This window comes from Paraburkholderia sp. Ac-20342 (assembly GCF_017104985.1).
In the GTDB taxonomy this organism is placed as follows: Bacteria; Pseudomonadota; Gammaproteobacteria; order Burkholderiales; family Burkholderiaceae; genus Paraburkholderia.
On sequence record NZ_JAAGPQ010000035.1, the window covers coordinates 1 to 26,463 of the forward strand.

A 26,463-nucleotide genomic window follows, 5' to 3' on the forward strand; every position below is an offset into this window, starting at 1 on the left:
CCCGTCATGCCTGATGACCATAGCGAGTCGGTCCCACCCCTTCCCATCCCGAACAGGACCGTGAAACGACTCCACGCCGATGATAGTGCGGATTGCCCGTGTGAAAGTAGGTAATCGTCAGGCTCCTTCTTGGCCAAAAACCCCACCCATTGCGGTGGGGTTTTTCCGTTTACGAAAGACCTGAAATCGCTGCATATAAGTGAGAACGGTGGGTTTGGAATGGTCAAGCAAGCCTTGACAAAAAGATGTTGTTCCCCCATAATCGTCAGTTCTCTGCGGAGGGGTGCCCGAGTGGCTAAAGGGGGCAGACTGTAAATCTGTTGGCTTACGCCTACGTTGGTTCGAATCCAACCTCCTCCACCAGAATGCAAGTTGTAGCAGTTGTTGGGAATCCATGATCGTTGCGGGTGTAGCTCAATGGTAGAGCAGAAGCCTTCCAAGCTTACGACGAGGGTTCGATTCCCTTCACCCGCTCCAGTGACACGGAAGTAGCGCCCATGTGGCTCAGTGGTAGAGCACTCCCTTGGTAAGGGAGAGGTCGGCAGTTCGATCCTGCCCATGGGCACCAGAAGTATTCAGTGATTGTTTGCGCCCAGCGCAACGTACGGAAAATCCTCTTAGGAGTCGAAAATGGCCAAGGGTAAGTTTGAGCGGACCAAGCCGCACGTGAACGTGGGCACGATCGGTCACGTTGACCACGGCAAGACCACGCTGACGGCGGCGATCACGACGGTTCTGACGCAGAAGTTCGGCGGCGAAGCGAAGGCATACGACCAGATCGATGCAGCGCCGGAAGAAAAGGCACGTGGTATTACGATCAACACCGCGCACGTCGAGTACGAAACGGCAAACCGCCACTACGCACACGTCGACTGCCCGGGCCACGCCGACTACGTGAAGAACATGATCACGGGCGCAGCGCAGATGGACGGCGCAATCCTGGTGTGCTCGGCCGCAGACGGCCCGATGCCGCAAACGCGTGAGCACATCCTGCTGGCGCGTCAGGTTGGCGTTCCGTACATCATCGTGTTCCTGAACAAGTGCGACATGGTGGACGACGCTGAGCTGCTGGAGCTCGTCGAGATGGAAGTGCGCGAACTTCTGTCGAAGTACGACTTCCCGGGCGACGACACGCCGATCATCAAGGGTTCGGCCAAGCTGGCGCTGGAAGGCGACAAGGGCGAACTGGGCGAAGTGGCGATCATGAGCCTGGCCGACGCGCTGGACACGTACATCCCGACGCCGGAGCGCGCGGTTGACGGTTCGTTCCTGATGCCGGTGGAAGACGTGTTCTCGATCTCGGGTCGCGGCACGGTGGTGACGGGTCGCGTCGAGCGCGGCATCATCAAGGTCGGCGAGGAAATCGAGATCGTCGGTATCCGCGCAACGGCCAAGACGACCTGCACGGGCGTGGAAATGTTCCGCAAGCTGCTCGACCAGGGGCAGGCAGGCGACAACGTGGGTATCCTGCTGCGCGGCACGAAGCGTGAAGACGTGGAGCGTGGTCAGGTTCTGGCGAAGCCGGGTTCGATCAACCCGCACACGCACTTCACGGCAGAGGTGTACGTGCTGAGCAAGGATGAAGGCGGCCGCCACACGCCGTTCTTCAACAACTACCGTCCGCAGTTCTACTTCCGTACGACGGACGTGACGGGTTCGATCGAGCTGCCGAAGGACAAGGAAATGGTGATGCCGGGCGACAACGTGTCGATCACGGTGAAGCTGATCAACCCGATCGCGATGGAAGAAGGTCTGCGTTTCGCAATTCGCGAAGGCGGTCGTACGGTCGGCGCTGGTGTCGTCGCCAAGATCATCGAGTAACGCCAGATAGTTCTCGATAATCGGTTGTATCGGGGTTGGCGGTGTCGTCAGCCCCAAATGGTTTAGGGGTATAGCTCAACTGGCAGAGCGTCGGTCTCCAAAACCGAAGGTTGGGGGTTCGATTCCCTCTGCCCCTGCCAACTATTGCGCCGTAGTGGCGCTTCGTTAAGGTGTTATGGCGAATCCTTCCGTCGAAACTGTAAATACATCTGGCGACAAGTTGATGTTGATCGCGGGTGTATTGCTGGTCTTGGCCGGGTTCGTGGGGTTCTTCTGGCTGAGTGGCCAGGAATGGTACATCCGCGGAGCCGCCTTGGCTGTTGGTGCGATCGCGGGTGTCGCAGTCGGTCTTCTCTCAGTGCCTGGCAAGGGTTTTATCGCTTTCGCCAAAGACTCGTACAAAGAAGTTCGTAAGGTTGTTTGGCCTACCCGTAAAGAGGCTACTCAGACAACGCTTGTAGTGTTCGGCTTTGTGGTCGTGATGGCGATTTTTCTCTGGGTTTGCGATAAATCCATTGAGTGGGCGATTTTCTCGGTGATTCTGGGTTGGAAATGATATGAGCGATACACCGGCATCCCCGAGCGGCAAACGTTGGTACGTGGTGCACGCCTACTCCGGCATGGAGAAGAGCGTGCAACGAGCGCTTCAGGAGCGCATCGAGCGTGCCGGTATGCAGGACCAGTTTGGCCAGATCCTTGTTCCGACTGAAGAAGTCGTCGAGGTGAAAGGTGGTCACAAATCAGTGACGGAGCGTCGTTTCTTCCCCGGCTATGTGCTGGTGGAAATGGAAATGACAGACGAAACGTGGCATCTCGTAAAAAATACGGCAAAGGTGACCGGTTTTGTCGGTGGGGCGCGCAATCGCCCGAGCCCGATTTCTCCTCGGGAAGTTGAAAAAATCATGTCGCAGATGCAGGAAGGCGTGGAGAAGCCGCGTCCGAAGACCCTGTTTGAAGTAGGCGAGATGGTGCGGGTGAAGGAAGGCCCATTCACTGATTTCAACGGCAGCGTCGAAGAAGTGAACTACGAAAAGTCGCGAGTCCGTGTTTCCGTTACGATCTTCGGCCGCGCAACGCCGGTTGAGTTGGAATTCGGCCAGGTCGAAAAGTTGTAATCCAGAATTTTACGGAACGCGCCGCTCGGTGCGTTCCGTATTTCGCGCTTACGGCCCGCGTAATGGTCGTTGAGGAGCGTAACTAGCTAGTTTTTCAGCGAACACGCGCTACTACTCACTGAACGTCCACATACACGTCGGCGTTCCAAAGAGGTTCTCAAGATGGCAAAGAAAATCATCGGCTTTATCAAGCTGCAGATTCCTGCAGGTAAAGCCAACCCGTCGCCGCCGGTCGGTCCGGCACTGGGCCAGCGCGGCCTGAATATCATGGAGTTCTGCAAGGCGTTCAACGCGCAGACTCAAGCAATGGAACCGGGCCTGCCGATTCCGGTCGTGATCACGGCATTCGCGGACAAGAGCTTCACGTTCGTGCTGAAGACGCCGCCGGCCACGGTTCTGATCAAGAAGGCAGCGAAGATCGACAAGGGTTCGAGCAAGCCGCATACCGACAAGGTCGGCAAGATCACCCGTGCTCAAGCTGAAGATATCGCCAAGACCAAGATGCCCGATCTGACGGCTGCTGATCTGGACGCAGCGGTTCGCACGATCGCTGGTAGCGCCCGCTCGATGGGCATCACCGTGGAGGGCGTGTAAATGGCCAAGCTTTCGAAACGTCTGCAAGCATTTGCAGCAAAGGTTGATCGTCAGAAGCTCTACCCGCTCGAAGACGCTCTGTCGCTCGTGAAGGAGTGCGCAAGCGCGAAGTTCGACGAATCGATCGACGTCGCGGTGCAACTCGGCATCGACGCGAAGAAGTCGGATCAAGTGGTTCGTGGCTCGGTCGTGCTGCCCGCTGGTACGGGTAAGTCGGTTCGCGTCGCGGTGTTCGCGCAAGGTGAAAAGGCTGAGCAGGCTCGTGCAGCCGGTGCGGACGTCGTCGGTATGGAAGACTTGGCTGAACAGGTTAAGGCCGGCAACCTGAACTTCGACATCGTGATTGCCTCGCCGGACACGATGCGTATCGTCGGTACGCTCGGTCAGATCCTCGGCCCGCGCGGTCTGATGCCGAACCCGAAGGTCGGCACGGTCACGCCGGATGTCGCGACCGCAGTCAAAAACGCCAAGGCTGGTCAGGTGCAATTCCGTGTCGACAAGGCCGGTATCATCCACGCCACGATCGGCCGTGCTTCGTTCGAAGCAACTGCTCTGCGTACCAACCTGAATGCTCTGATCGACGCGCTGCAAAAGGCGAAGCCGGCAACGAGCAAGGGTGTGTACCTGCGCAAGGTCGCTCTGTCGAGCACGATGGGTGTGGGCGTTCGCGTCGATCAAGCGTCGATCGCAGCGCAGTAATGAATTTCATCGCCCTGACGTAAGTCGGGGTGGTCTATAAGGGCTTTGGGCGGTTGCAAGGTGGCAGTCTGCATCGCGCAACCGGTTGTCAAAGACCGTTGGCGGGCCCGCAGCAGGTAGGCGAGTCCTTAATGTAAAGCCAACGCAGATGGCGAACCCGAAAAAGTTTGTGGTGATGAAACCGTTGGATGTCCGCAGCAATGCGGGTGTCGGGCGGTCGAAATACTCCTGACTGGTCGGACGCCGTTATTGAACGCGGTACACAAGGCGCACGCCGCGTGTATCGAATCTGGAGGTTAACCGTGCCACTCAACAAAGAAAGCAAGCAGGCCGTCGTCGCTGAGGTTGCCGCGCAAGTCGCGAAAGCTCAGACCGTGGTTCTGGCTGAGTATCGTGGAATCGCGGTTGGCGATCTGACCAAGCTGCGCGCGAAAGCGCGTGAGCAACAGGTTTATCTTCGCGTGTTGAAGAACACGCTGGCGCGTCGCGCTGTCGAAGGTACGCCGTTTGCTCCGCTGGCAGAGCAGATGACTGGCCCCTTGATCTACGGCATCTCCGAAGATGCAATTGCTGCTGCCAAGGTCGTCAATGACTTCAGCAAGAGCAATGACAAGTTGATCATCAAGGCTGGTTCCTACGAAGGCAAGGTGATGGACAAGGCTGGCGTGCAAGCGCTGGCAAACATCCCGAGCCGCGAAGAACTGCTCTCCAAGCTGCTGTTCGTCATGCAGGCTCCTGTTTCTGGCTTCGCGCGTGCTCTGGCCGCGCTGGCAGAGAAGAAACAAGGCGAAGAAACCGCTGCGTAACGTACATCAGTCGAGCGTAATTGATCGCTGGCTGTATCCGAATTCAATTTAGGAGTATTTCAAATGGCAATCGCAAAAGAAGACATCCTCGAAGCCGTAGGCTCGATGTCGGTTCTGGAACTGAACGAGCTGGTTAAGGCGTTCGAAGAAAAGTTTGGCGTGTCGGCAGCTGCTGTTGCAGTGGCAGGCCCGGCAGGCGCAGGCGGCGGCGCTGCTGCTGCTGAAGAGCAGACCGAATTCACGGTCATCCTGGCTGAAACCGGCGCAAACAAGGTTTCGGTCATTAAGGCTGTTCGCGAACTGACGGGTCTCGGCCTGAAGGAAGCGAAGGATCTGGTCGATGGCGCACCGAAGCCCGTCAAGGAAGCGGTGCCCAAGGCTGCTGCTGAAGAAGCCAAGAAGAAGCTGGAAGAAGCTGGCGCGAAGGTTGAAATCAAGTAAGTTTCAACGCGCTGTGCGAAGGCTGGCGGTTTTTCACCGCCGGCCTTTTTGTGCTTTGTGGGGCTTGCGTTTTTGTGGGTTTGTTCCGGCAAGAACGTGATTCCCAGAAGCCAAAGAAAATCGCCAATCGGCAACATTGACCGGCGTTTCTCTTTGTCTTCTGAAGCGACTGCAGAAGGCAAGTTTGGTCGGGTAGCGGGCAACACAGGCATCCGCTGCCGTCAGCCAGCGGTTGGTAGCGGCCAACCACCAAGCTTCTAGGCTCGTTCAAGCCATTGGACGGCCATCGGGTCTCAGTCGGTGAACACTCGGGTTGTCTCATCAAGGTATCCTGCCTCGACAACTATGCCCGCCGTGATTCGGAGATCGTATGCAATATTCCTTCACCGAGAAGAAGCGTATTCGCAAGAGTTTCGCGAAACGCCCCATCGTTCACCAAGTACCTTTCCTGCTGGCTACCCAGCTTGAATCATTCAGCACGTTTCTGCAAGCAGACACGTCTTCGACGCAGCGTAAGCCGGAAGGCCTGCAAGCTGCGTTCACGTCCGTTTTCCCGATCGTTTCGCATAACGGCTTCGCTCGTCTCGAATTCGTCAGCTACATGCTGTCGCCGCCGGCATTCAACATCAAGGAATGTCAGCAGCGCGGTCTGACGTACTGCTCGGCGCTGCGCGCCAAGGTGCGTCTGGTGCTGCTCGACAAGGAGTCGCCGAGCAAGCCGGTCGTCAAGGAAGTCAAGGAACAGGAAGTGTACATGGGCGAAATTCCGCTCATGACGCCGACCGGTTCGTTCGTCATCAACGGCACGGAACGTGTGATCGTTTCGCAGCTGCATCGTTCGCCGGGCGTGTTCTTCGAGCACGACAAGGGCAAGACGCACAGCTCGGGCAAGCTGCTGTTTTCGGCACGTATCATTCCTTACCGCGGTTCGTGGCTCGATTTCGAGTTCGACCCGAAGGACGTGCTGTACTTCCGTGTCGACCGTCGCCGCAAGATGCCGGTCACGATCCTGCTGAAGGCCATCGGCCTCACGCCGGAACAGATCCTCGCCAACTTCTTCGTGTTCGACAATTTCACGCTGATGCCGGAAGGCGCGCAGATGGAGTTCGTACCGGAGCGTCTGCGTGGTGAAGTTGCGCGTTTCGACATCACGGACCGCGATGGCAACGTGATCGTCCAGAAGGACAAGCGGATCAACGCCAAGCACATCCGCGATCTCGACAACGCGAAGACCAAGTTCATCTCGGTGCCGGAAGACTATCTGCTCGGCCGCGTGCTGGCGAAGAACGTCGTCGACGGCGACACCGGCGAAGTCATCGCGAATGCGAACGACGAAGTCACCGAAACCGTCCTCGAGAAGCTGCGCGAAGCGAAGATCAAGGACATCCAGGCGCTCTACACGAACGATCTGGACCAGGGTCCGTACATCTCGTCGACGCTGCGCATCGACGAAACGGCGGACAAGATGGCCGCCCGCATCGCGATCTACCGCATGATGCGCCCGGGCGAGCCGCCGACCGAAGAAGCGGTCGAGGCATTGTTCAACCGTCTGTTCTACAGCGAAGAAGCGTACGACCTGTCGAAGGTGGGTCGTATGAAGTTCAACCGCCGCGTCGGCCGTGACGAAATCGTCGGCCCGATGACGCTGCAGGACGACGACATCCTCGCGACGATCAAGATCCTCGTCGAGCTGCGCAACGGCAAGGGCGAAGTGGACGACATCGACCACCTCGGCAACCGTCGCGTGCGTTGCGTCGGCGAACTCGCGGAAAACCAGTTCCGCGCGGGTCTCGTGCGTGTCGAACGTGCCGTGAAGGAACGCCTCGGCCAGGCCGAAAGCGAAAACCTGATGCCGCACGATCTGATCAACTCGAAGCCGATTTCGTCGGCGATCCGCGAGTTCTTCGGTTCGTCGCAGCTGTCGCAGTTTATGGATCAGACCAACCCGCTGTCGGAAATCACGCACAAGCGTCGTGTTTCCGCACTGGGCCCGGGCGGTCTGACGCGCGAGCGCGCAGGCTTTGAAGTCCGCGACGTGCATCCGACCCACTACGGCCGCGTGTGCCCGATTGAAACGCCGGAAGGTCCGAACATCGGTCTGATCAACTCGCTCGCTCTGTACGCGCACCTGAACGAATACGGCTTCCTCGAAACGCCGTATCGCAAGGTGACGGACGGCAAGGTGACCGACCAGATCGACTATCTGTCGGCGATCGAAGAAGGCCGTTACGTGATCGCTCAGGCGAACGCGGCGGTGGCCGACGACGGTACGCTGACCGACGAACTCGTGTCGTCGCGTGAAGCGGGCGAAACGCTGATGGTCACGCCGGACCGCATCCAGTACATGGACGTGGCGCCGTCGCAGATCGTGTCGGTTGCAGCTTCGCTGATTCCGTTCCTCGAGCACGACGACGCGAACCGCGCGTTGATGGGCTCGAACATGCAGCGTCAAGCCGTGCCGTGTCTGCGTCCGGAGAAGCCGGTCGTCGGTACGGGCATCGAGCGCACCGTGGCGGTCGACTCGGGCACGACGGTTCAGGCACTGCGCGGCGGTGTGGTCGATTACGTCGACGCGGGCCGTATCGTGATTCGCGTGAACGACGACGAAGCGGTTGCGGGTGAAGTCGGTGTCGACATCTACAACCTGATCAAGTACACGCGTTCGAACCAGAACACGAACATCAACCAGCGTCCGATCGTGAAGATGGGCGACAAGGTTGCGCGCGGCGACGTGCTGGCTGACGGCGCATCGACCGATCTGGGCGAGCTCGCGCTCGGCCAGAACATGCTGATCGCGTTCATGCCGTGGAACGGCTACAACTTCGAAGACTCGATCCTGATCTCGGAAAAGGTCGTGGCCGACGACCGTTACACGTCGATCCACATCGAAGAACTGAACGTCGTGGCACGCGACACGAAGCTCGGACCGGAAGAAATCACGCGCGACATCTCGAACCTCGCGGAAGTGCAGCTTGGCCGTCTCGACGAGTCGGGCATCGTGTACATCGGCGCGGAAGTCGAAGCGGGCGACGTGCTGGTCGGCAAGGTCACGCCGAAGGGCGAAACCCAGCTGACGCCGGAAGAAAAGCTGCTGCGCGCGATTTTCGGCGAGAAGGCCTCGGACGTGAAGGACACGTCGCTGCGCGTGCCGTCGGGCATGAGCGGCACCGTGATCGACGTGCAGGTGTTCACGCGCGAAGGCATCCAGCGCGACAAGCGCGCGCAACAGATCATCGACGATGAACTGAAGCGCTATCGCCTCGACCTGAACGACCAGCTGCGTATCGTGGAAGGCGATGCGTTCCAGCGTCTCGCGCGCATGCTCGAAGGCAAGGTGGCGAACGGCGGTCCGAAGAAGCTCGCGAAGGGCACGAAGATCGAGCGCGCATACCTCGAAGATCTGGACCACTACCACTGGTTCGACATCCGCCTCGCGGACGAAGAAGCAGCGGCCCAGCTCGAAGCGATCAAGAACTCGATCGAAGAGAAGCGTCACCAGTTCGACCTCGCGTTCGAAGAGAAGCGCAAGAAGCTCACGCAAGGCGACGAACTGCCGCCGGGCGTGCTGAAGATGGTCAAGGTGTATCTGGCGGTGAAGCGCCGCCTGCAGCCTGGCGACAAGATGGCAGGCCGTCACGGTAACAAGGGTGTCGTGTCGAAGATCGTGCCGATCGAAGACATGCCGTACATGGCCGACGGCCGTCCGGCCGACGTCGTGCTGAATCCCCTCGGCGTGCCGTCGCGGATGAACGTGGGTCAGGTTCTCGAAGTACATCTGGGTTGGGCCGCGAAGGGTCTCGGCTGGCGTATCGGCGAAATGCTGCAGCGTCAGGCGAAGATTGCCGAACTGCGCGAATTCCTGATCAAGATCTACAACGAGTCGGGCCGCGCCGAAGAGCTGGACAGCTTCAGCGACGACGAAATCCTCGAGCTGGCGAAGAACCTGCGCGAAGGCGTGCCGTTCGCCACGCCGGTGTTCGACGGTGCGACGGAAGAAGAAATGTCGCGCGCGCTGGATCTGGCATTCCCGGACGACATCGCACAGAACCTCGGCATGACGCCGTCGAAGAACCAGGTGCGTCTGTACGACGGCCGCACGGGCGAGATGTTCGAACGTACGGTGACGGTCGGCTACATGCACTACCTGAAGCTGCACCACCTGGTCGACGACAAGATGCACGCGCGTTCCACGGGCCCGTACTCGCTCGTCACGCAGCAGCCGCTGGGTGGTAAGGCGCAATTCGGTGGCCAGCGTTTCGGTGAAATGGAAGTGTGGGCGCTCGAAGCGTACGGCGCATCCTACGTGCTGCAGGAAATGCTGACGGTGAAGTCGGACGACGTGACGGGCCGGACCAAGGTGTACGAAAACCTGGTCAAGGGCGATCACGTGATCGATGCCGGCATGCCTGAGTCGTTCAACGTGTTGGTGAAGGAAATCCGGTCGCTGGGTATCGACATCGACCTGGACCGGAACTAATCGGACTACTGGAGAGAAGCGATGAAAGCTTTGCTCGATCTATTCAAGCAAGTCCAACAACCTGAAGTTTTCGACGCGATCAAGATCGGTCTGGCCTCGCCGGACAAGATCCGTTCGTGGTCGTTCGGTGAAGTCAAGAAGCCGGAAACCATCAACTACCGCACGTTCAAGCCGGAGCGCGATGGTCTGTTCTGCGCGAAGATTTTCGGTCCGATCAAGGACTACGAATGCCTTTGCGGCAAGTACAAGCGCCTGAAGCACCGCGGCGTGATCTGCGAGAAGTGCGGCGTCGAAGTGACGCTCGCGAAGGTGCGTCGCGAGCGGATGGGCCACATTGAGCTGGCCTCGCCGGTCGCGCACATCTGGTTCCTGAAGTCGCTGCCGTCGCGTCTGGGCATGGTGCTCGACATGACGCTGCGCGACATCGAGCGCGTGCTGTACTTCGAAGCATATGTGGTGATCGATCCAGGCATGACGCCGCTCAAAGCGCGCCAGATCATGACCGAAGAGGATTACTACAACAAGGTCGAGGAATACGGCGACGAATTCCGTGCCGAAATGGGCGCGGAAGGTATTCGCGAACTGCTGCGCGCGATCAACATCGACGAGCAGGTCGAGCTGCTGCGCACGGAACTGCGCAACACCGGTTCCGAAGCGAAGATCAAGAAGTACGCGAAGCGCCTGAAGGTGCTCGAGGCGTTCCAGCGTTCGGGCATCAAGCCGGACTGGATGGTTCTCGAAGTGCTGCCGGTGCTGCCGCCGGAACTGCGTCCGCTCGTGCCGCTCGACGGCGGCCGTTTCGCGACGTCGGACCTGAACGACCTGTATCGCCGCGTCATCAACCGTAACAACCGGTTGAAGCGTCTGCTTGAGCTGAAGGCGCCTGAAATCATCGTCCGCAACGAAAAGCGGATGCTGCAGGAAGCTGTCGACTCGCTGCTCGACAACGGCCGTCGCGGCAAGGCGATGACCGGCGCGAACAAGCGTCCGCTGAAGTCGCTCGCCGACATGATCAAGGGTAAGGGCGGTCGTTTCCGTCAGAACCTGCTCGGTAAGCGCGTCGACTACTCGGGCCGTTCGGTGATCGTGGTCGGCCCGACGCTGAAGCTGCACCAGTGCGGCCTGCCGAAGCTGATGGCGCTCGAACTGTTCAAGCCGTTCATCTTCAACAAGCTCGAAGTGATGGGTGTCGCGACCACCATCAAGGCTGCGAAGAAGGAAGTCGAGAACCAGACGCCGGTCGTGTGGGACATCCTCGAAGAGGTGATCCGCGAGCATCCGGTCATGCTGAACCGTGCGCCGACGCTGCACCGTCTCGGCATCCAGGCTTTCGAGCCGGTACTGATCGAGGGTAAGGCAATCCAGCTGCACCCGCTCGTTTGCGCGGCGTTCAACGCCGACTTCGACGGTGACCAGATGGCCGTTCACGTGCCGCTGTCGCTCGAAGCGCAGATGGAAGCGCGCACGCTGATGCTGGCGTCGAACAACGTGCTGTTCCCGGCCAACGGCGATCCGTCGATCGTGCCGTCGCAGGATATCGTGCTCGGCTTGTACTACGCGACGCGTGAAGCAGTGAACGGCAAGGGCGAAGGCCTGACGTTCACGGGCGTGTCGGAAGTGCTGCGCGCCTACGAGAACAAGGAAGTCGAGCTGGCCTCGCGCGTCAACGTGCGGATCACGGAAATGGTCCACAACGAAGACAAGTCGGAAGGCGCGCCGGCGTTCGTGCCGAAGGTCACGCTGTACGCGACCACGGTCGGCCGCTCGATCCTGTCGGAAATCCTGCCGCCGGGTCTGCCGTTTTCGGTGCTGAACAAGCCGCTGAAGAAGAAGGAAATCTCGCGTCTCATCAACACCGCGTTCCGCAAGTGCGGTCTGCGCGAGACGGTGATTTTCGCCGACCAGCTGATGCAGTCGGGCTTCCGCCTCGCCACGCGTGCCGGTATTTCGATCTGCGTCGACGACATGCTCGTGCCGCCGCAGAAGGAAACCATCGTCGGCGACGCTGCGAAGAAGGTGAAGGAATACGACCGTCAGTACATGTCGGGTCTCGTCACCGCGCAGGAACGCTACAACAACGTGGTCGACATCTGGTCGGCAACGTCGGAAGCGGTCGGCAAGGCGATGATGGAGCAACTGTCGACGGAACCGGTCACGGACCGCGACGGCAACGCAACGCGTCAGGAGTCGTTCAACTCCATCTACATGATGGCCGACTCGGGCGCGCGCGGTTCCGCGGTTCAGATCCGTCAGCTGGCCGGTATGCGCGGCCTGATGGCGAAGCCGGACGGCTCGATCATCGAGACGCCGATTACGGCGAACTTCCGCGAAGGTCTGAACGTGTTGCAGTACTTCATCTCGACCCACGGTGCTCGTAAGGGTCTGGCTGATACGGCACTGAAGACCGCGAACTCGGGTTACCTGACGCGCCGTCTGGTCGACGTGACGCAGGATCTGGTCGTGGTCGAGAGCGATTGCGGCACGTCCAACGGCGTGGCGATGAAGGCGCTCGTGGAAGGCGGTGAAGTGGTCGAAGCGCTGCGTGACCGTATTCTGGGTCGCGTCGCGGTGGCTGACGTCGTCAATCCGGAATCGCAGGAAACGCTGTTCGAAACGGGCACGCTGCTCGACGAAGACGCGGTCGAGGAAATCGAACGCCTCGGCATCGACGAAGTGCGTGTGCGCACCCCGCTCACCTGCGAAACGCGCTACGGTCTGTGCGCGGCCTGCTACGGCCGCGACCTCGGCCGCGGCTCGTCGGTCAACGTTGGCGAAGCGGTCGGCGTGATCGCGGCGCAGTCGATCGGTGAACCGGGCACGCAGCTCACGATGCGTACGTTCCACATCGGTGGTGCGGCGTCGCGTGCGGCGGTGGCTTCGTCGGTCGAAGCGAAGTCGAACGGTACGGTGCGTTTCACGGCGACGATGCGTTACGTCACGAATGCGAAGGGCGAGCAGATCGTCATCTCGCGTTCGGGCGAGGCGATGATCACCGACGATCACGGCCGCGAGCGCGAGCGTCACAAGGTGCCGTACGGCGCCACGCTGCTGCAGCTCGACGGCGCGCAGATCAAGGCCGGCACGCAACTGGCGACGTGGGATCCGATGACGCGTCCGATCATCACCGAGTACGGTGGTACGGTGAAGTTCGAGAACGTCGAGGAAGGCGTGACCGTCGCGAAGCAGATCGACGACGTGACGGGTCTGTCCACGCTCGTCGTGATCGACGTGAAGCGTCGCGGTTCGCAGGCCTCGAAGACGGTGCGTCCGCAGGTCAAGCTGCTCGACGCGAACGGCGAGGAAGTGAAGATCCCGAACACCGAGCACTCGGTGCAGATCGGCTTCCAGGTCGGCGCGCTGATTACCGTGAAGGACGGTCAGCAGGTGCAGGTCGGTGAAGTGCTCGCACGTATCCCGACCGAATCGCAGAAGACGCGTGACATTACCGGCGGTCTGCCGCGTGTGGCGGAACTGTTCGAAGCACGTTCGCCGAAGGACGCGGGTATCCTGGCGGAAGTCACGGGTACGACGTCGTTCGGTAAGGACACGAAGGGCAAGCAGCGTCTCGTTATCACGGACCTCGAGGGCAACCAGCACGAGTTCCTGATCGCGAAGGAAAAGCAGGTTCTGGTGCACGATGGTCAGGTCGTCAACAAGGGCGAAATGATCGTCGACGGACCGGCTGATCCGCACGACATCCTGCGTCTGCAGGGCGTCGAGGCGCTGTCGCGCTACATCGTGGACGAAGTGCAGGACGTGTACCGTCTGCAGGGCGTGAAGATTAACGACAAGCACATCGAAGTGATCGTGCGTCAGATGCTGCGCCGCGTGCAGATCGTCGACAACGGCGATACGCGTTTCATCCCGGGCGAACAGGTCGAGCGGTCGGACATGCTCGACGAGAACGACCGTATGATCGCGGAAGACAAGCGTCCGGCGACGTACGAAAACGTGCTGCTCGGTATCACGAAGGCGTCGCTGTCGACCGATTCGTTCATCTCTGCGGCGTCGTTCCAGGAAACGACCCGCGTGCTGACCGAAGCGGCGATCATGGGCAAGCGCGACGATCTGCGTGGCCTGAAGGAAAACGTGATCGTCGGCCGTCTGATTCCGGCCGGTACGGGTCTCGCGTTCCACAAGGCGCGCAAGAGCAAGGAACTGGCCGACCGCGAGCGTTTCGATCAGATCGCAGCGGAAGAGTCGTTCGAATTCGGTACGCCGGAAGCGCCGGCTGCCGAACAGCAGCACACGGGCGAGTAAGTGCGGGCGGCGTAAGCCGCCACGCTTGACAAGCCACGCAAGCCGCCCAGTTTCGACTGGGTGGCTTTTTTTATGTTTTTTGCGGATGCCATTGGCGTCATGCGCCGGCGCGAGCCTAGGCCGGATGGCTAAGGTTGTCGTAAAGCGCGGGCGCAGCACGCATGCGTTGGTAAAATTCGTGTCATCTGCCTTTGGCCGCCTCTCTCAAATTCATGTCCCGTCCGCTCGAAATCCTCAACGAAGTCTTTGGTTATCCCGCATTCAGAGGACAGCAGGGCGAAATTGTCGAGCACGTCGCCGACGGCGGCGATTGCCTCGTGCTGATGCCGACGGGTGGCGGTAAATCGCTCTGCTATCAGATTCCTTCGCTCGTGCGGCGCGAGCGCGGCTTCGGCACGGGCATCGTGGTGTCGCCGTTGATCGCACTGATGCAGGATCAGGTGGCGGCGCTGACGGAAGTCGGCGTGCGCGCCGCGTATCTGAACTCGACGCTGTCGAGCGCCGAGGCGATGGCCACGGAGCGTGCGCTGCGAGATGGCGACATCGATCTGCTGTACGTCGCGCCGGAACGGCTCATGACCCCGCGCTTCCAGGAGCTGCTGGAGCGCACGCGCATCGGCCTCTTCGCGATCGACGAGGCCCACTGCGTGTCGCAATGGGGGCACGATTTCCGGCCCGAATATATCCAGCTGTCGGTGCTGCATGAGCGCTTTCCGGATGTGCCGCGCATTGCGCTCACGGCCACGGCGGATGCGATCACGCGCGATGAAATCATTCACCGTCTCGCGCTTGAGGATGCGCGCGTGTTCGTGTCGAGCTTCGACCGGCCGAACATCCGCTATCGCATCGCCGAAAAGGACAATGCGCGTGCGCAGCTGCTCGACTTCATCCGCGCCGAGCATACGAAGCCGGACGGCACGACCGACGCGGGCGTCGTCTATTGCCTGTCGCGCCGCAAGGTCGAGGAAACGGCGGAGTGGCTCAAGGAAAAGGGCATGCGCGCGCTGCCTTACCACGCCGGCATGGAGTTCGAGGTGCGTCAGAAGCACCAGGAGATGTTCCAGCGCGAAGAGGGCATCGTGATGTGCGCGACGATCGCCTTCGGCATGGGCATCGACAAGCCCGACGTGCGGTTCGTCGCGCACCTCGATTTGCCGAAAAGCGTCGAGGGCTACTATCAGGAGACCGGCCGCGCGGGGCGCGACGGGATGCCCTCGAACGCGTGGATGGCCTACGGTCTTGGCGACGTCGTGCAGCAGCGCAAGATGATCGACGAGTCCGACGCCGACGAGGCGCACAAGCGCGTCCAGACTGGCAAGCTCGACGCGCTGCTCGGCCTGTGCGAAACCGCAACCTGCCGGCGGGTACGGCTGCTCGCGTACTTTGGCGAAACGAGCCAGCCCTGCGGCAACTGCGACAACTGTCTCGAACCGCCGCCCACGTGGGATGCGACGCGCGAGGCGCAGATGGCGCTGTCGTGCGTGTTCCGGGCGCAGCGGGCGAGTGGCTTCCACTTTGGTGCCGGTCATCTGATCGACATTCTGCGCGGCAATCGCAGCGAGAAAATCTTGCAACGCGGTCACGAGAAACTGACCACTTTCGGTATCGGCTCGGCGCTCGGTGAGCCGGAATGGCGCGCGGTGTTCCGCCAGCTCGTGGCGTTCGGCTATCTGACGGTCGACCACGAAGGCTTTGGCTCGCTCGTGCTGACCGAAGCGAGCAAGCCGGTGCTCAAGGGTGAGCAGAAGGTGACGATGCGCCGCTATGTGAAGCCGACCCGCACGCGCCAATCGTCCGGCCGCACGAGCGAGCGGGCCGATCCGACGATCGGCATGGGGCCGCTCGAGCGTTCCCGCTGGGAACGCCTGCGCGCATGGCGTACCGACACCGCGAAGAGCGATGGGGTGCCGGCGTATCTGATTTTCCACGATGCGACGCTCGCGGAAATTGCGCGTATCGGCCCCGATTCCATCGACGACCTGCGCGGTATTCCGGGCATGGGTGCCCGCAAACTCGACCGTTTCGGCCACGAATTGCTGCACGTCGTGGCCGCCGACTGACCGGTACGCGATCGTTTGGATTGATCAACAGGGGTGCGAAACATCGCAAGCTGTTGACTTCCTTAGTATTTTCGGAATATTATGCTAGGTTCCGGTTCTTGGGGTGTCTGCGCTCGGCTTCAATTTGTGCGCAGTCAGGCCATCCGGAAGTTCGATGCGCAGGCGTTTCCGCTTTGCCCGGAAACAGATGCGTCGATTTTGTTCAATTTCAGGAATAAACAATGCCAACCATCAATCAACTGGTTCGCAAAGGCCGCACGTCGGAAACGACGAAAAGCAAGAGCCCGGCCTTGCAGGACTGCCCCCAGCGTCGCGGCGTGTGCACCCGTGTGTACACGACGACGCCGAAGAAGCCGAACTCGGCACTCCGTAAGGTCGCCAAGGTTCGTCTGACGAACGGCTTCGAAGTCATTTCGTACATCGGTGGTGAAGGCCACAACCTGCAGGAACACTCGGTCGTGCTGATTCGCGGCGGCCGTGTGAAGGACTTGCCGGGTGTGCGTTACCACATGGTTCGCGGCTCGCTGGATACCCAGGGTGTCAAGGATCGTAAGCAGGCTCGCTCGAAGTACGGCGCGAAGCGTGCCAAGGCTGGCAAGTAATTAGCCGGTCACTCGTAGTTTCAGGTCGCCTGTCATGGCGGTAATAGCGATGGTGCCGGAATTGCCGGCGCTATCGAGTAAGTGGTCACCCGACCAGGCTGGTAAGTCTTAGGGATGAATCGGGTTAGTTGGTGGCCGCGGAGCTGAAATAGCTCCAACTGAAAAGGTAAAGGAAGAAACATGCCGCGTCGTCGCGAAGTCCCCAAGCGGGAAGTGTTGCCGGATCCGAAATTCGGTAACGTAGATGTAGCAAAATTCATGAACGTGCTGATGCTCTCCGGCAAGAAGTCGGTTGCCGAGCGTATCGTGTACGGCGCTTTCGAACAGATCCAGACCAAGGGTGGCAAGGACCCGCTGGAAGTGTTCACGGTGGCGCTCAACAACGTCAAGCCGGTGGTCGAAGTGAAGAGCCGCCGCGTTGGTGGTGCGAACTATCAGGTTCCGGTCGAAGTGCGTCCGTCGCGTCGTATGGCATTGGCGATGCGTTGGCTGCGTGAAGCCGCGAAGAAGCGCAGCGAGAAGTCGATGGCCCTGCGGCTGGCAGGTGAACTCTCCGAAGCGGCTGAAGGCCGCGGCGGCGCGATGAAGAAGCGCGACGAAGTTCACCGGATGGCAGAAGCCAACAAGGCGTTCTCGCACTTCCGTTTCTAAGCTTCCCGGTTCCGGGTTTAGCGAAAAACGGAAAGAAATTCCGGGCGGGTGCGCTTCCAGAGCGCCTCGCCCGTTTGTGTTACAGCGCGATGGGTATTTCTCGCATCGCGTCATCCCAATAGAGGATCAAAGTGGCTCGCAAGACACCTATCGAGCGCTACCGTAACATCGGTATCAGCGCTCACATCGACGCCGGCAAAACGACGACGACCGAGCGCATTCTGTTCTACACCGGCGTGAACCACAAGATTGGTGAAGTTCACGACGGCGCTGCCACCATGGACTGGATGGAGCAGGAGCAGGAACGCGGCATCACGATTACTTCCGCTGCTACCACGGCATTCTGGAAGGGCATGGCGGGCGACCGCGCCGAGCACCGCATCAACATTATCGACACCCCGGGCCACGTCGACTTCACGATTGAAGTCGAGCGCTCGATGCGCGTGCTCGACGGTGCCTGCATGGTGTACTGCGCCGTGGGTGGCGTGCAGCCCCAGTCGGAAACCGTGTGGCGTCAGGCTAACAAGTACAAGGTGCCCCGTCTCGCGTTCATCAACAAGATGGACCGTACCGGCGCGAACTTCTTCAAGGTCTACGACCAGCTCAAGCTGCGTTTGAAGGCGAATCCGGTTCCGGTCGTCGTGCCTATCGGCGCGGAAGAAAACTTCACGGGTGTCGTCGACCTGATGAAGATGAAGGCGATCATTTGGGACGACGCATCCCAGGGTACCAAGTTCTCGTACGAAGACATCCCGGCAGAACTCGTCGACACGTGCAACGAATGGCGTGAAAAGATGGTCGAAGCCGCGGCTGAAGCCAGCGAAGACATGATGAACAAGTACCTCGAGTCGGGCGAGCTGACCGAGGAAGAAATCATCAAGGGTCTGCGCGACCGTACGATCGCTTGCGAAATCCAGCCGATGCTGTGCGGCACCGCGTTCAAGAACAAGGGCGTGCAGCGCATGCTGGACGCCGTGCTCGACTTCCTGCCGTCGCCGATCGACATCCCGCCGGTTACCGGCGAGCTGGAAAACGGTGAAAGGGGCGAGCGCCGCGCAGCCGACGACGAAAAGTTCTCGGCACTGGCATTCAAGATCATGACCGACCCGTTCGTCGGCCAACTGATCTTCTTCCGTGTGTACTCTGGCGTGGTGAATTCTGGCGACACGCTGCTGAACGCGACCAAGGACAAGAAGGAACGTCTGGGCCGTATTTTGCAGATGCACGCGAATCAGCGCGAAGAAATCAAGGAAGTGCGCGCAGGCGACATCGCTGCTGCGGTTGGCCTGAAGGATGCGACCACCGGCGACACACTGTGCGATCCGACGAGCCCGATCGTGCTCGAGCGCATGATTTTCCCGGAACCGGTGATTTCGCAGGCTGTTGAGCCGAAGACGAAGCCGGACCAGGAAAAGATGGGGCTGGCGCTGAATCGTCTGGCGCAGGAAGATCCGTCGTTCCGCGTTCAAACGGACGAGGAATCGGGTCAAACCATTATTTCGGGTATGGGTGAGCTCCACCTGGAAATTCTGGTCGACCGGATGAAGCGTGAGTTCGGCGTCGAAGCAACGGTTGGCAAGCCGCAAGTGGCTTACCGCGAAACTATTCGCGGCAAGGCGGAAGACGTTGACGGCAAGTTCGTCAAGCAGTCGGGTGGTCGCGGCCAGTACGGTCACGCGGTCATCACGCTCGAGCCGAACGAGCAAGGCAAGGGCTACGAGTTCCTGGACGAGATCAAGGGCGGCGTGATTCCGCGTGAATACATCCCGGCAGTCGACAAGGGTATCCAGGAAACGCTGAAGGCCGGCGTGCTGGCTGGCTTCCCGGTCGTTGACGTGAAGGTTCACCTGACGTTCGGTTCGTACCACGACGTCGACTCGAACGAAAATGCGTTCCGCATGGCTGGTTCGATGGCGTTCAAGGAAGCGATGCGCAAGGCTCAGCCGGTCATCCTCGAACCGATGATGGCAGTCGAAGTCGAAACGCCGGAAGACTACATGGGCAACGTGATGGGCGATCTGTCGGGCCGTCGCGGTATCGTCCAGGGCATGGACGACATGGTTGGCGGCGGCAAGATCGTTCGCGCCGAAGTGCCGCTGTCGGAAATGTTCGGCTATTCGACGTCGCTGCGTTCGCTGACCCAGGGGCGTGCAACGTACACGATGGAATTCAAGCACTATGCTGAAGCTCCGCGTAACGTGTCCGAAGCGATCATCAACGCGAAGTCGAAGTAAGCGCGCGGTAAAGTCATTCAACGATTAACTTTTTGAAAGAAGAGAAACATGGCTAAAGGTAAATTCGAACGGACCAAGCCGCACGTGAACGTGGGCACGATCGGTCACGTTGACCACGGCAAGACCACGCTGACGGCGGCGATCACGACGGTTCTGACGCAGAAGTTCGGCGGCGAAGCGAAGGCATACGACCAGATCGATGCAGCGCCGGAAGAAAAGGCACGTGGTATTACGATCAACACCGCGCACGTCGAGTACGAAACGGCAAACCGCCACTACGCACACGTCGACTGCCCGGGCCACGCCGACTACGTGAAGAACATGATCACGGGCGCAGCGCAGATGGACGGCGCAATCCTGGTGTGCTCGGCCGCAGACGGCCCGATGCCGCAAACGCGTGAGCACATCCTGCTGGCGCGTCAGGTTGGCGTTCCGTACATCATCGTGTTCCTGAACAAGTGCGACATGGTGGACGACGCTGAGCTGCTGGAGCTCGTCGAGATGGAAGTGCGCGAACTTCTGTCGAAGTACGACTTCCCGGGCGACGACACGCCGATCATCAAGGGTTCGGCCAAGCTGGCGCTGGAAGGCGACAAGGGCGAACTGGGCGAAGTGGCGATCATGAGCCTGGCCGACGCGCTGGACACGTACATCCCGACGCCGGAGCGCGCGGTTGACGGTTCGTTCCTGATGCCGGTGGAAGACGTGTTCTCGATCTCGGGTCGCGGCACGGTGGTGACGGGTCGCGTCGAGCGCGGCATCATCAAGGTCGGCGAGGAAATCGAGATCGTCGGTATCCGCGCAACGGCCAAGACGACCTGCACGGGCGTGGAAATGTTCCGCAAGCTGCTCGACCAGGGGCAGGCAGGCGACAACGTGGGTATCCTGCTGCGCGGCACGAAGCGTGAAGACGTGGAGCGTGGTCAGGTTCTGGCGAAGCCGGGTTCGATCAACCCGCACACGCACTTCACGGCAGAGGTGTACGTGCTGAGCAAGGATGAAGGCGGCCGCCACACGCCGTTCTTCAACAACTACCGTCCGCAGTTCTACTTCCGTACGACGGACGTGACGGGTTCGATCGAGCTGCCGAAGGACAAGGAAATGGTGATGCCGGGCGACAACGTGTCGATCACGGTGAAGCTGATCAACCCGATCGCGATGGAAGAAGGTCTGCGTTTCGCAATTCGCGAAGGCGGTCGTACGGTCGGCGCTGGTGTCGTCGCCAAGATCATCGAGTAAAATCGAAGATTGCTGTATTTGCTGTGCCCGGGTCCGGGCACTCGCTTCCTGCGAGCGCCCGGGCCTACGTTCTTTTTCTAATTGGCGGTGCAATATCGCCTCGCTCTTTTCAAGGAATTCGTCATGCAAAACCAGAAAATCCGCATTCGCCTGAAGGCTTTCGACTATCGCCTGATCGATCAATCGGCAGCTGAGATCGTCGACACGGCAAAGCGGACTGGCGCAATCGTTCGTGGCCCGGTGCCCCTGCCGACCCGTATTCAACGTTTCGACATCCTGCGTTCGCCGCACGTCAACAAGACGTCGCGTGATCAGCTCGAAATCCGCACGCACCTGCGTCTGATGGACATCGTCGATCCGACGGACAAGACCGTCGACGCGCTGATGAAGCTGGATCTGCCGGCCGGCGTGGACGTTGAAATCAAGCTGCAGTAAGGCTTCCAGCGGTTCTCAGGTTGATCGGAGAACGCTAAGTCATTGATTGCTTGCGAAAAACGAAAGGCCTCGCTATAATGCTAGGCTTTTCGCGCATTTGCGTAAAAAAGTCGGCGTGCTGCAGCATGGTTTCATGCCCGAAACGGCGCCGGCATTTTGTAAATTAGCCCCGACCAATCGCAGTCGGGAATGGAGAAAACGATGAGCCTTGGACTCGTAGGTCGCAAGGTTGGCATGACCCGTATCTTCACGGCTGAAGGGGATTCGATTCCCGTCACCGTGCTGGACGTGTCCGACAACCGCGTGACGCAGATCAAGACTGTTGAAACCGACGGCTACACGGCCGTGCAGGTTGCATTCGGTACGCGCCGTGCATCGCGCGTGACGAAGCCGTTGGCAGGTCATCTCGCCAAAGCCGGTGTTCAAGCCGGTGAAATCCTCAAAGAATTCAAGATCGATGCCGCCAAGGCTGCCGAGTTGTCGAACGGCACCGTGGTTGGTCCCGAACTGTTCGAAGTGGGCCAGAAGGTTGACGTGCAAGGCGTGTCGATCGGTAAGGGCTACGCCGGTACCATCAAGCGTTACAACTTCTCGTCCGGCCGTGCATCGCACGGTAACTCGCGCTCGCACAACGTGCCGGGCTCGATCGGTATGGCGCAGGATCCGGGTCGTGTTTTCCCGGGTAAGCGCATGACCGGTCACATGGGTGACGAGAATGTAACGGTGCAAAACCTCGAAATCGCTCGTATCGACGCTGACCGCAAGTTGCTGCTGGTCAAGGGCGCCGTTCCGGGTGCGAAGGGTGGCAAGGTATTCGTTACGCCGGCCGTGAAGACGCGTGCCGTGAAAGGAGCGAAATAATGGAACTTAAGCTCCTGAATGCCAATGGTCAGGAAGGTGCAGGCGTTAGCGCGTCGGACGTCGTGTTCGGCCGTGATTACAACGAAGCCCTGATTCACCAGGTTGTGGTTGCGTACCAGGCGAATGCCCGTAGCGGCAACCGCGCGCAGAAGGATCGTGAGCAGGTCAAGCACACGACCAAGAAGCCGTGGCGCCAGAAGGGTACGGGCCGTGCCCGTGCCGGTATGTCGTCGAGCCCGCTGTGGCGCGGCGGTGGCCGTATCTTCCCGAATTCGCCGGAAGAAAACTTTTCGCACAAGGTCAACAAGAAGATGCATCGCGCAGGTCTCTGCTCGATCTTCTCGCAGCTGGCTCGCGAAGGCCGCATCTCGGTGGTCGACGAGCTGACGCTCGAAGCGCCGAAGACGAAGCTGCTGGCCGAAAAATTCAAGGCGATGGGTCTCGACTCCGTGCTGGTGATCACCGACACGGTTGACGAAAACCTGTACCTCGCATCGCGCAACCTCGCCCACGTGGCGGTTGTCGAGCCGCGTTACGCCGACCCGCTGTCGCTGATCTACTTCAAGAAAGTCCTGATCACGAAGGCTGCGGTCGCCCAGATCGAGGAGTTGCTGTCATGAGCGAGATTCGCAAGAACGATCATCGTTTGATGCAGGTCCTGCTCGCGCCGGTGGTCTCCGAAAAGGCGACGCTGGTTGCCGACAAGAACGAGCAGGTTGTGTTCGAAGTCGCGCCGGATGCCACGAAGCAGGAAGTGAAGGCCGCAGTCGAGCTGCTGTTCAAGGTGGAAGTCGATTCCGTCAACGTGCTGGTCGCGAAGGGCAAAGCCAAGCGCTTTGGTCGCTTCATGGGCAAGCGCAAGGACGTGAAGAAGGCGTATGTCTGCCTGAAGCCCGGCCAGGAAATCAACTTTGAAGCGGAGGCCAAGTAATCATGGCAATCGTGAAAGTTAAGCCGACTTCGCCGGGTCGCCGCGCGATGGTCAAGGTGGTCAACAAGGAACTGCACAAGGGCAAGCCGTTCGCTGCGCTGCTCGACACGCAATCCTCGACCGCTGGCCGTAACAACAACGGCCACATCACCACGCGGCACAAGGGTGGTGGTCACAAGCATCACTATCGCGTCATCGACTTCCGTCGCACGAAGGATGGCATTCCGGCCAAGGTCGAGCGTCTCGAGTACGACCCGAACCGTAGCGCGAACATCGCGCTGGTTCTGTACGCAGACGGCGAGCGCCGCTACATCATCGCTCCGAAGGGTGTCACCGTTGGTCAGCAACTGATGTCGGGTTCGGAAGCGCCGATCCGCGCAGGTAACACACTGCCGATCCGCAACATTCCGGTCGGTACGACGATTCACTGCATCGAAATGCTGCCGGGCAAGGGCGCGCAGATGGCGCGTTCGGCTGGTACGTCGGCAATGCTGCTGGCTCGCGAAGGCGTCTACGCGCAGGTTCGTCTGCGTTCGGGCGAAATCCGCCGCGTGCACGTTGAATGCCGCGCGACGATCGGTGAAGTGGGCAACGAAGAGCATAGCCTCCGTCAAATCGGTAAGGCTGGCGCAAACCGCTGGCGCGGTATCCGTCCGACGGTGCGCGGCGTTGCAATGAACCCGGTCGACCACCCGCATGGTGGTGGCGAAGGCAAGACTGCGGCTGGTCGGGATCCGGTGAGCCCGTGGGGTACGCCGGCGAAGGGCTATCGCACCCGCAGCAACAAGCGCACGACGAGCATGATCGTCCAGCGCCGTCACAAGCGTTAAGGAGTAGGCAATGGCACGTTCTATTAAGAAAGGTCCGTTCTGCGACGCCCATTTGCTGAAGAAGGTTGAGGCGGCTGCAGCATCGCGTGACAAGAAACCGATCAAGACCTGGTCGCGTCGCTCGACGATCCTGCCGGACTTCATCGGTCTGACGATCGCCGTGCACAACGGCCGTCAACACGTTCCGGTGTATGTCACGGAAAACATGGTCGGCCACAAGCTTGGCGAGTTCGCACTGACCCGTACGTTCAAGGGTCACGCGGCCGACAAGAAGGCCAAGAAATAAGGGGCAATCAAGATGGAAGTGAAAGCAATTCATCGCGGTGCCCGCATCTCGGCGCAGAAAACGCGCCTTGTGGCTGACCAGATCCGCGGTTTGCCGGTCGACAAGGCGCTGAACGTTCTGACGTTCTCGCCGAAGAAGGCTGCGGGAATCGTGAAAAAGGTCGTGCTGTCGGCGATCGCGAATGCGGAGCACAACGAAGGTGCCGATATCGACGAGCTCAAGATCACGAGCATCTACGTCGACAAGGCCGCATCGCTGAAGCGTTTCACCGCACGCGCCAAGGGCCGCGGTAACCGCATCGAGAAGCAATCCTGTCACATCACTGTGACGGTCGGGAATTAAGGGGTCATACGATGGGACAGAAAATTCATCCGACTGGCTTCCGTTTGGCCGTCAGCCGCAATTGGGCTTCGCGTTGGTACGCGAACAACAACAATTTCGCGGCGATGTTGCAGGAAGACATCGGTGTTCGTGAATACCTGAAGAAGAAGCTGAAGAACGCGTCCGTCGGCCGCGTGGTGATCGAGCGTCCTGCAAAGAACGCACGTATCACGATTTTCAGCTCGCGTCCGGGTGTCGTGATCGGCAAGAAGGGCGAGGATATCGAACTGCTGAAGTCCGAGCTGCAAAAGCGCATGGGCGTTCCGGTTCACGTCAACATCGAAGAAATCCGCAAGCCGGAAACCGACGCGCAACTGATTGCTGATTCGATCACGCAGCAGCTCGAGCGCCGGATCATGTTCCGCCGCGCGATGAAGCGTGCGATGCAGAACGCGATGCGTCTGGGTGCTCAAGGCATCAAGATCATGAGCGCTGGCCGTCTGAACGGTATCGAAATCGCCCGTACGGAATGGTATCGCGAAGGTCGCGTGCCGCTTCATACGCTGCGTGCTGATATCGACTACGCAACGTCGGAAGCAAAGACGACGTACGGCATCATCGGCGTGAAGGTGTGGGTCTACAAGGGCGACACGCTCGGCCGCAACGACGCACCGGTGGTCGAAGAAGTCGCCGAAGAAAAGCGTCCGCGCCGCAACGCACGTCCGGGTGGCGATCGCCGTCCGCGTCGTGATGGTGAAGGTGGTGGCCCGGCAGGTGCACGCCGTGGCGCTCCCCGTCGTGCTGGCGGTGCCGGCGACGGGAAGACTGGAGAATAACGATGCTGCAACCGAAACGCAGAAAGTATCGCAAAGAGCAGAAAGGTCGTAACACCGGCGTTGCTACCCGCGGCAACGCGGTGTCGTTCGGTGAATTCGGCCTGAAGGCTGTCGGTCGTGGCCGTCTGACCGCGCGCCAGATCGAAGCGGCGCGTCGTGCAATGACGCGTCACATCAAGCGCGGTGGCCGCATCTGGATCCGCATTTTCCCGGACAAGCCGATCTCGACCAAGCCGGCTGAAGTGCGTATGGGTAACGGTAAGGGTAACCCGGAGTACTACGTCGCTGAGATTCAACCGGGCAAGATGCTGTACGAAATGGACGGCGTAACCGAAGAACTGGCGCGCGAAGCGTTCCGTCTGGCTGCAGCGAAGCTGCCGCTGAAGACGACGTTTATCGTGCGTCAGCTCGGCGCCTAAGGAGCAAATGATGAAGGCTTCCGAACTTCACCAGAAAGATCAGGCCGCGCTCAACAAGGAGCTGTCGGACCTGCTGAAGGCGCAATTCGGCCTGCGCATGCAACTCGCGACCCAGCAGCTCACGAACACGAGCCAGCTGAAGAAGGTCCGTCGCGACATCGCACGTGTGCGGACCGTCCTGACTGAGAAGGCGAACCAGAAATGAACGATAGCGTAAAAACCTCGCTCAAGCGGACGCTGGTCGGCAAGGTCGTCAGCAACAAGATGGACAAGACGGTTACCGTGCTGGTCGAACACCGCGTGAAGCACCCGATCTACGGCAAGTACGTCGTGCGTTCGAAGAAGTACCACGCGCATGACGATGCGAACACGTACAACGAGGGCGACCTCGTTGAAATCCAGGAAACTCGTCCGATTTCGAAGACGAAGGCTTGGGTTGTGGCTCGCTTGGTCGAGGCTGCTCGCGTCATCTAATGTCGCAAAGCTGTAGAAGTAGTTGAAATCGCAGTAAGTTTCGCTTGCAAGACCGGGATTATTTGATATAA

At 59.9% G+C, this 26,463-nt stretch carries 26 protein-coding genes, 4 tRNA genes and 1 rRNA gene; 30 read left to right on the top strand and 1 reads right to left on the bottom strand.

The window, feature by feature from the left end:
* The first annotated feature begins 9 nt into the window (after positions 1-9).
* From rrf to rplL, 12 genes are all read left to right on the top strand, one after another.
* Positions 10-123, top strand: a 5S ribosomal RNA gene (rrf, locus tag G3N58_RS16305).
* A gap of 154 nt (positions 124-277) precedes the next feature.
* Positions 278-363: transfer RNA gene (locus G3N58_RS16310), tRNA-Tyr, on the top strand.
* Between the two features lie 40 nt (positions 364-403).
* Positions 404-477, top strand: a tRNA-Gly gene (locus tag G3N58_RS16315).
* Between the two features lie 16 nt (positions 478-493).
* Positions 494-568, top strand: a tRNA-Thr gene (locus G3N58_RS16320).
* A 62-nt stretch (positions 569-630) separates the two neighbouring features.
* Positions 631-1,821, top strand: a complete 1,191-nt coding sequence (tuf, locus tag G3N58_RS16325) for an elongation factor Tu (protein ID WP_167045394.1) — start codon at positions 631-633, stop codon at positions 1,819-1,821.
* 64 nt (positions 1,822-1,885) lie between these two features.
* A tRNA-Trp gene (locus G3N58_RS16330) sits at positions 1,886-1,961 on the top strand.
* 35 nt (positions 1,962-1,996) lie between these two features.
* Positions 1,997-2,377: a preprotein translocase subunit SecE gene (secE, locus tag G3N58_RS16335; protein WP_167045397.1), complete on the top strand. Its 381-nt coding sequence runs from the start codon at positions 1,997-1,999 to the stop codon at positions 2,375-2,377.
* 1 nt (position 2,378) lies between these two features.
* Positions 2,379-2,936: a transcription termination/antitermination protein NusG gene (gene nusG / locus G3N58_RS16340; protein ID WP_075303275.1), complete on the top strand. Its 558-nt coding sequence runs from the start codon at positions 2,379-2,381 to the stop codon at positions 2,934-2,936.
* A gap of 162 nt (positions 2,937-3,098) precedes the next feature.
* Positions 3,099-3,530, top strand: coding sequence for a 50S ribosomal protein L11 (gene rplK, locus G3N58_RS16345; RefSeq protein ID WP_042329781.1), 432 nt, complete (start codon positions 3,099-3,101; stop codon positions 3,528-3,530).
* Complete coding sequence (rplA, locus tag G3N58_RS16350) at positions 3,531-4,229, top strand: 50S ribosomal protein L1 (protein WP_167045400.1); 699 nt, start codon at positions 3,531-3,533, stop codon at positions 4,227-4,229.
* 302 nt (positions 4,230-4,531) lie between these two features.
* Positions 4,532-5,035 (top strand): 50S ribosomal protein L10, encoded by a 504-nt coding sequence (gene rplJ / locus G3N58_RS16355; protein WP_167045857.1) that lies wholly within the window; start codon positions 4,532-4,534, stop codon positions 5,033-5,035.
* A 63-nt stretch (positions 5,036-5,098) separates the two neighbouring features.
* Positions 5,099-5,476, top strand: coding sequence for a 50S ribosomal protein L7/L12 (gene rplL / locus G3N58_RS16360; RefSeq protein ID WP_167045402.1), 378 nt, complete (start codon positions 5,099-5,101; stop codon positions 5,474-5,476).
* 33 nt (positions 5,477-5,509) lie between these two features.
* On the opposite strand, the gene G3N58_RS16365 is transcribed toward rplL, so the two are convergent.
* On the bottom strand, positions 5,510-5,722 hold the full coding sequence (locus G3N58_RS16365; protein ID WP_167045405.1) for a hypothetical protein: 213 nt from the start codon (positions 5,720-5,722) through the stop codon (positions 5,510-5,512).
* Between the two features lie 124 nt (positions 5,723-5,846).
* Between G3N58_RS16365 and rpoB the strand changes: the two genes are divergently transcribed.
* From rpoB to rpsQ, 18 genes are all read left to right on the top strand, one after another.
* Positions 5,847-9,953, top strand: coding sequence for a DNA-directed RNA polymerase subunit beta (gene rpoB / locus G3N58_RS16370; RefSeq protein ID WP_167045408.1), 4,107 nt, complete (start codon positions 5,847-5,849; stop codon positions 9,951-9,953).
* Positions 9,954-9,974: 21 nt separating this feature from the next.
* Complete coding sequence (gene rpoC, locus G3N58_RS16375) at positions 9,975-14,213, top strand: DNA-directed RNA polymerase subunit beta' (protein WP_167045411.1); 4,239 nt, start codon at positions 9,975-9,977, stop codon at positions 14,211-14,213.
* 212 nt (positions 14,214-14,425) lie between these two features.
* Positions 14,426-16,273: a DNA helicase RecQ gene (recQ, locus tag G3N58_RS16380; protein WP_167045414.1), complete on the top strand. Its 1,848-nt coding sequence runs from the start codon at positions 14,426-14,428 to the stop codon at positions 16,271-16,273.
* Positions 16,274-16,494: 221 nt separating this feature from the next.
* Positions 16,495-16,875, top strand: coding sequence for a 30S ribosomal protein S12 (rpsL, locus tag G3N58_RS16385; RefSeq protein WP_006053290.1), 381 nt, complete (start codon positions 16,495-16,497; stop codon positions 16,873-16,875).
* Positions 16,876-17,055: 180 nt separating this feature from the next.
* The gene (rpsG, locus tag G3N58_RS16390) at positions 17,056-17,526 is read left to right on the top strand and encodes a 30S ribosomal protein S7 (protein WP_006053291.1); all 471 of its coding nucleotides are present in this window, start codon (positions 17,056-17,058) and stop codon (positions 17,524-17,526) included.
* 131 nt (positions 17,527-17,657) lie between these two features.
* Positions 17,658-19,760, top strand: a complete 2,103-nt coding sequence (gene fusA, locus G3N58_RS16395; protein WP_167045418.1) for an elongation factor G — start codon at positions 17,658-17,660, stop codon at positions 19,758-19,760.
* 48 nt (positions 19,761-19,808) lie between these two features.
* Positions 19,809-20,999, top strand: coding sequence for an elongation factor Tu (tuf, locus tag G3N58_RS16400; protein ID WP_167045394.1), 1,191 nt, complete (start codon positions 19,809-19,811; stop codon positions 20,997-20,999).
* Positions 21,000-21,122: 123 nt separating this feature from the next.
* Positions 21,123-21,434: a 30S ribosomal protein S10 gene (gene rpsJ, locus G3N58_RS16405; protein WP_017777154.1), complete on the top strand. Its 312-nt coding sequence runs from the start codon at positions 21,123-21,125 to the stop codon at positions 21,432-21,434.
* A 201-nt stretch (positions 21,435-21,635) separates the two neighbouring features.
* The gene (rplC, locus tag G3N58_RS16410; protein WP_167045421.1) at positions 21,636-22,295 is read left to right on the top strand and encodes a 50S ribosomal protein L3; all 660 of its coding nucleotides are present in this window, start codon (positions 21,636-21,638) and stop codon (positions 22,293-22,295) included.
* A complete protein-coding gene (rplD, locus tag G3N58_RS16415; RefSeq protein WP_008923346.1) occupies positions 22,295-22,915 on the top strand; it encodes a 50S ribosomal protein L4 in 621 nt (206 codons plus the stop codon). The genes rplC and rplD overlap by 1 nt, the downstream gene beginning before the upstream one ends.
* A complete protein-coding gene (gene rplW, locus G3N58_RS16420; RefSeq protein ID WP_008923345.1) occupies positions 22,912-23,226 on the top strand; it encodes a 50S ribosomal protein L23 in 315 nt (104 codons plus the stop codon). Before rplD ends, rplW begins: the two co-directional genes overlap by 4 nt.
* A 2-nt stretch (positions 23,227-23,228) precedes the next feature.
* Positions 23,229-24,056, top strand: coding sequence for a 50S ribosomal protein L2 (gene rplB / locus G3N58_RS16425; RefSeq protein ID WP_167045424.1), 828 nt, complete (start codon positions 23,229-23,231; stop codon positions 24,054-24,056).
* A gap of 10 nt (positions 24,057-24,066) precedes the next feature.
* A complete protein-coding gene (gene rpsS, locus G3N58_RS16430) occupies positions 24,067-24,342 on the top strand; it encodes a 30S ribosomal protein S19 (protein WP_006998484.1) in 276 nt (91 codons plus the stop codon).
* Positions 24,343-24,354: 12 nt separating this feature from the next.
* Positions 24,355-24,684 (top strand): 50S ribosomal protein L22, encoded by a 330-nt coding sequence (gene rplV / locus G3N58_RS16435; protein ID WP_007730533.1) that lies wholly within the window; start codon positions 24,355-24,357, stop codon positions 24,682-24,684.
* Between the two features lie 11 nt (positions 24,685-24,695).
* Positions 24,696-25,499, top strand: a complete 804-nt coding sequence (rpsC, locus tag G3N58_RS16440) for a 30S ribosomal protein S3 (RefSeq protein ID WP_167284480.1) — start codon at positions 24,696-24,698, stop codon at positions 25,497-25,499.
* A 2-nt stretch (positions 25,500-25,501) separates the two neighbouring features.
* Positions 25,502-25,918, top strand: a complete 417-nt coding sequence (gene rplP, locus G3N58_RS16445; RefSeq protein ID WP_008923342.1) for a 50S ribosomal protein L16 — start codon at positions 25,502-25,504, stop codon at positions 25,916-25,918.
* Between the two features lie 10 nt (positions 25,919-25,928).
* Positions 25,929-26,123, top strand: a complete 195-nt coding sequence (gene rpmC, locus G3N58_RS16450) for a 50S ribosomal protein L29 (protein ID WP_007180130.1) — start codon at positions 25,929-25,931, stop codon at positions 26,121-26,123.
* Positions 26,120-26,392 carry a 30S ribosomal protein S17 gene (gene rpsQ / locus G3N58_RS16455; RefSeq protein ID WP_007180129.1) on the top strand — a complete coding sequence of 91 codons (273 nt, stop codon included), beginning with the start codon at positions 26,120-26,122 and terminating at the stop codon, positions 26,390-26,392. The genes rpmC and rpsQ overlap by 4 nt, the downstream gene beginning before the upstream one ends.
* The last annotated feature ends 71 nt before the right edge of the window (positions 26,393-26,463 follow it).